Origin of the sequence: Streptomyces sp. NPDC021622 (genome assembly GCF_040640795.1) — a bacterium.
In the GTDB taxonomy this organism is placed as follows: domain Bacteria; phylum Actinomycetota; class Actinomycetes; order Streptomycetales; family Streptomycetaceae; genus Streptomyces.
Window position 1 is genome coordinate 13,406 of the sequence record NZ_JBFACK010000037.1, and the last position, 3,909, is coordinate 17,314.

Here is a 3,909-nt window from a genome sequence, read left to right on the forward strand (position 1 = left end):
TGCTGCCGTGGTCCGCGGCCTGCCGGGCCAGAGTTTCGGCGCCCTCCCGGTCCCCAGCCTCCTCCCGCATCTCCGCCAGGCGGTACAGGGCGTCGGTATTGCCGTGATCGGCGGCCAGCCGGGCCAGAGTTTCGGCACCCTCCCGGTCCCCGGCCTCCTCCCGCATCACAGCCAGACGGCACAGGGCGTCGGTGTTGCCGTAGTGGGCAGCGCGGTGACGGAGGTGGTGGGCCCATTGCAGGCGGTGGCGATTCTCGGCTGCGTTGGTGAGGTTGTGCAGGTCGTCGGGGTGGGTGAGGTGGGTGTGGGCGGCATGCCAGAAGGAGGCGGGCGGGCACGGGTAGCGGGGGGTGGTTCGGCCGTGTTGTTCGAGGTAGTCGGCGAGTCGGAACTGTGGCCCCGCAGGCGGCGGGGTTGGTGCCTCGGTGGCAGCGGTGGCAGGCGGACGCCGTGGGGGGCGGGGGGTGGTGCGGCGCAGGGGGCCTGTTTGCCGTGGACGAGTCGAGCGAGTTCGGCGTAGGCCAACTCTGCCCAGTCGTCGGTGAGTTGGTCGTAATCGCTTTGATCGAGGTAGTCGATGGCGGCGTCGGTGAGGAAGGCCTGGGGCAAGTGGAGGCCGATGCCGAGGCGGCGCGCGTCCATCGCCCCTTCCAGCACTGCCTTGGCGGCCGGGCTGGCGTTCTGGTAGCGGTTGAGGAGTTGGGGGGCGCCAGCGAGGTCCTGGGTCACGCGTCCGTCAGTTCGGGCGCGGGTGAGGGCGTCAGCCATGAGCCGATCACCGTCCTCGGCAAGGACAGCGGCCGCAGCCAGAGCCTGGGCATCGAAGGAGTCTGGGACGGTCAGAGTGCGGCCGGCGAGCAGTTCCCGCGCCCGGCTGTACGGGTCTTCCGCACCTGGACGAGGCAGGGCCGTGTACTGCTTCTCGTACTCGGGCCAGAGCGTGCCCAGCACGAGGACGGGCCCGCGCTCCGGGCTGACCAGCAGGTGGTGCACGGCCGCTGCAATCCGCCCACCGGAGACCGGGTCGCCGAGGTAGTGCTGGGCCTCGTTCAACCACACCACGGTGTAGGGCCCGACACGGTGCAGGTCCTCCAGCGCGGCCTCCGCGCGGTCCGGATCGAAGGGATGCCACAGCCGCCACTTCCCCGAGAGTGGCTGGACGGCCTCCCAGCACGCCCGTGTCTTCCCCGTAGACGATCCGCCCACGAGCACCACGATCCGGCTGTGGCCAGCTGCGGCGTCCCGGACCGCATCACCCAGTACTCCGTCATGCTCGCGGGGCACATACCTGGGCAACGCCCGTGGCACGGGCGCCTCGGAGTCCGAAAGGGCCCTGCCGGGCCCGGCAGGATGAACCTCCAGATCATGCGGATCCCATGTCCGATCGGACGCCCCGGTCCGCCCGATGTGACTGTGCTCGACTCCTCGGCTGCGGTCTGCTGCAACTCCAGCAGCTCCTGCACCGGCAGTTTCAAGGCGCCGGCCAGCGCCGCCACCGTCTCTCTCGATGGCACAGGCTTCTTGGTCGACAGCGCCTCCGACACGGTGGTGCGCCCCAGCTCCGCCCGGGCGGCGAGTTGCGTCTGGTTCAGCCGGGCGCGCGCCTGCCCGCCGGTCAGTCGCCTGCGCAGTTCGGTGAGTGCTGGATTGTGTCCGTTCTGCTCGCCGCGCATGTGCTCGCCCCCGGCCCCTGATGTGTTCGCTGGTGTTCATCTTCGTCCCGGTGAACCCCGGCGCACACCGTTTCCACGACCTTCGACTACGTCAACACCCCACCGTGTACAGGGAGCCCGCCGTGGCCGTCGCCGTCGTCCTGCTGACCACCGCACTCGTGATCGTCATCGCGCTGCTCACCGCCGCCGGCACGGGCAAACTCGCCCGCATGGACGGCGCCACCTACCCCGCCGCCCTCACCCGCGCCGCTACCGCGTTCGCCGCCGTCATCACCATCGCCACCGCCGTGACCGCGGCCTTCGCCGCCCTCTTCACCTAAAGACCAGCTCACGCACCCTGCCGAGCGCGGGCAACCGGCCCGACCATCGACCGGGAACGCCAGAAGGGCCGCCACTGCCCTGGCCAACGAACTCCCACGCGGAATAAGCCAGCAGGATCGGTGACACAGTTCCTACCGGCACCCCGAGAACGGTGAACCGGACCCGACCGGCCCCCGTTGCCCGAGCCCACCGCGCTGACACCGACCTCGATCCGCAACTGCCCGCACTGCGATAAACCAGTCACTATCGTCGCTCTGCTTGCGACCCCCGAAGCAGCCCGCCCCGCGATTCCTTCCACAAACCCGGACGTAATTCCCATGCGCAGAGGTTGAATTCTGCCCAGAAAACCTACGCGACATCACCAAGGGCCGTTCACTATCGTCGCCCTGAGAAAGGACGTGGGCATGGCACTGGTGAAGAAGGGGTCGCGGCATATATCCGTCGACGGCACCACCTACCGCTGGAGGCTTCGCGGAAGGCCGACCTACGACCAGGGAATGGCCCGGTCGCCTGTCACCTACGCGGTCGAGCACGCCGACAATCCTGGCACCACACTGGTGATCACCACCAACCAGCCGCACCCGAGCAACTGGTTGGGAACGCAAGGCAGCCCGATCGTGCCAGCCCAGGTGGCCGACAGCATCCGCACCGCTCTCACCGACGGATGGACGCCCGAGAACCCTGGTTCGCCGTTCCACCTCGACCAGTCAGAGAGCTTCCCCTCGCCCCACTGACCCGCCCCACATCGAAGGGCTCACCGGCCGCGTGATCGGTGAGTCCTTCTGCTTTCCACTCCCCACATTCCCCAGTTGGTTCACTCCGTGAACCAACTCGGACAAAGAGCGACACTGGGGAAAATTGGAGATCGGCATCATCCGACCTTCCCTTCGTCGAGCAGGGGGTTCCACATCTTCGCGAACTGCTCGTCGGTGAGGTCTTCCCGATTGCGCAGGAGCCGGCGCCTGGCCTTCCATTCCGGGTCTGCGGCCCATCCGCGCCGGCCCAGGAGCTCGGCGGTGGCGCGGCGCCACACCAGGAAGAGCATCCTGTTGGCTAACCGGACGACGTGAAAGTGATCGACGACCACGATGGCGTCGGGCAGACCGGTGCGGATCGCGGCCCGGTAGGTGGCCGACATGTCGATGGCGACATGACGGATGGTGTTGCGCCAAGCCAGGGGCGTGCTGGACAGCCAGGCCAGGACGTCAGCGACGGCGCGGCCCTCGACCAGCGCCCTGCAGGAAGCCCGGCCCGCCGGTCCGGTCCTCGATGCAGCAACCGGGACGGGCAAGAGTTCGTCCTACAGGGCACCATGTTCACCAATAGCATCAACGGCTCCCTGGCTGTATCGGTTCGTCAGCTGCGTGATTTCGCCTGGATACACCTCCGGGCCTGCTCTTTCGCCATCGCGCTACTGTCCGGGGTCGCAGCGTCCGCCGTACTGCCCCATCTGCCTGTGGCGCGTTATGACCTGCTCGTTGCCTATGGCGCACTGCTCACCCTGCTTTTTTGGCTGCGTGGCTGGGAAAACGGCCGGGATATCTTTGTCATCGCCGTCTGCCACGTCATCGGCCTGGCGTTCGAGCTGGTGAAGGTGGCCCTCGGCTCCTGGAGCTATCCGGAGTCTGCCGTGCTGAAGTTCGCGGGCGTGCCGCTGTACGGTGGTTTCCTCTACGCGGCTGTTGGCAGCTACGTGTGCCGGGCCTGGCACCTGTTCGACCTGGAGCTGGTCCGCTATCGCCCGCGGGCGACAGCAGTCGTGGCCGCGGCGATTTACGTCAACTTCTTCAGCCACCACTGGCTGCCCGATGTGCGCTGGTTGCTGGCCGGACTGCTCCTGGCGGTCACGGCGGGCACCTCGGTGCGTTACACGGTGCGCGGTGTACGCCGACGGATGCCGCTGGCGTTCTCGTTC

At 67.9% G+C, this 3,909-nt stretch carries 5 protein-coding genes and 1 pseudogene; 3 read left to right on the forward strand and 3 right to left on the reverse strand.

Annotated features, from left to right (window positions below; all coding sequences use genetic code 11):
* Window positions 1–165: 165 nt before the first annotated feature.
* Together AB0G47_RS40675 and AB0G47_RS40680 are read right to left on the reverse strand one after the other, a co-directional pair.
* Window positions 166–1,206, reverse strand: a complete 1,041-nt coding sequence (locus tag AB0G47_RS40675; protein WP_360781121.1) for a hypothetical protein — start codon at window positions 1,204–1,206, stop codon at window positions 166–168.
* 290 nt (window positions 1,207–1,496) lie between these two features.
* A pseudogene (locus tag AB0G47_RS40680) lies at window positions 1,497–1,673 on the reverse strand (hypothetical protein); the annotation flags it as partial.
* A gap of 122 nt (window positions 1,674–1,795) precedes the next feature.
* Between AB0G47_RS40680 and AB0G47_RS40685 the strand changes: the two are divergent.
* A complete protein-coding gene (locus AB0G47_RS40685; RefSeq protein ID WP_360781111.1) occupies window positions 1,796–1,993 on the forward strand; it encodes a hypothetical protein in 198 nt (65 codons plus the stop codon).
* Window positions 1,994–2,398: 405 nt separating this feature from the next.
* The gene (locus AB0G47_RS40690; RefSeq protein ID WP_360781114.1) at window positions 2,399–2,728 is read left to right on the forward strand and encodes a hypothetical protein; all 330 of its coding nucleotides are present in this window, start codon (window positions 2,399–2,401) and stop codon (window positions 2,726–2,728) included.
* 137 nt (window positions 2,729–2,865) lie between these two features.
* On the opposite strand, the gene AB0G47_RS40695 is transcribed toward AB0G47_RS40690, so the two are convergent.
* The gene (locus AB0G47_RS40695; protein WP_360781117.1) at window positions 2,866–3,285 is read right to left on the reverse strand and encodes a transposase; all 420 of its coding nucleotides are present in this window, start codon (window positions 3,283–3,285) and stop codon (window positions 2,866–2,868) included.
* A gap of 21 nt (window positions 3,286–3,306) precedes the next feature.
* On the opposite strand from AB0G47_RS40695, the gene AB0G47_RS40700 reads away from it, so the two are divergent.
* A partial coding sequence (locus tag AB0G47_RS40700; protein ID WP_360781118.1) for a DUF817 family protein occupies window positions 3,307–3,909 on the forward strand: 603 nt, incomplete at its 3' end.

What these genes read in the sequence shown, in the direction of transcription:
- AB0G47_RS40690 (WP_360781114.1), top strand. Translation starts at nt 2,399, where the DNA reads ATGGCACTGGTGAAGAAGGGGTCGCGGCATATATCCGTCGACGGCACC.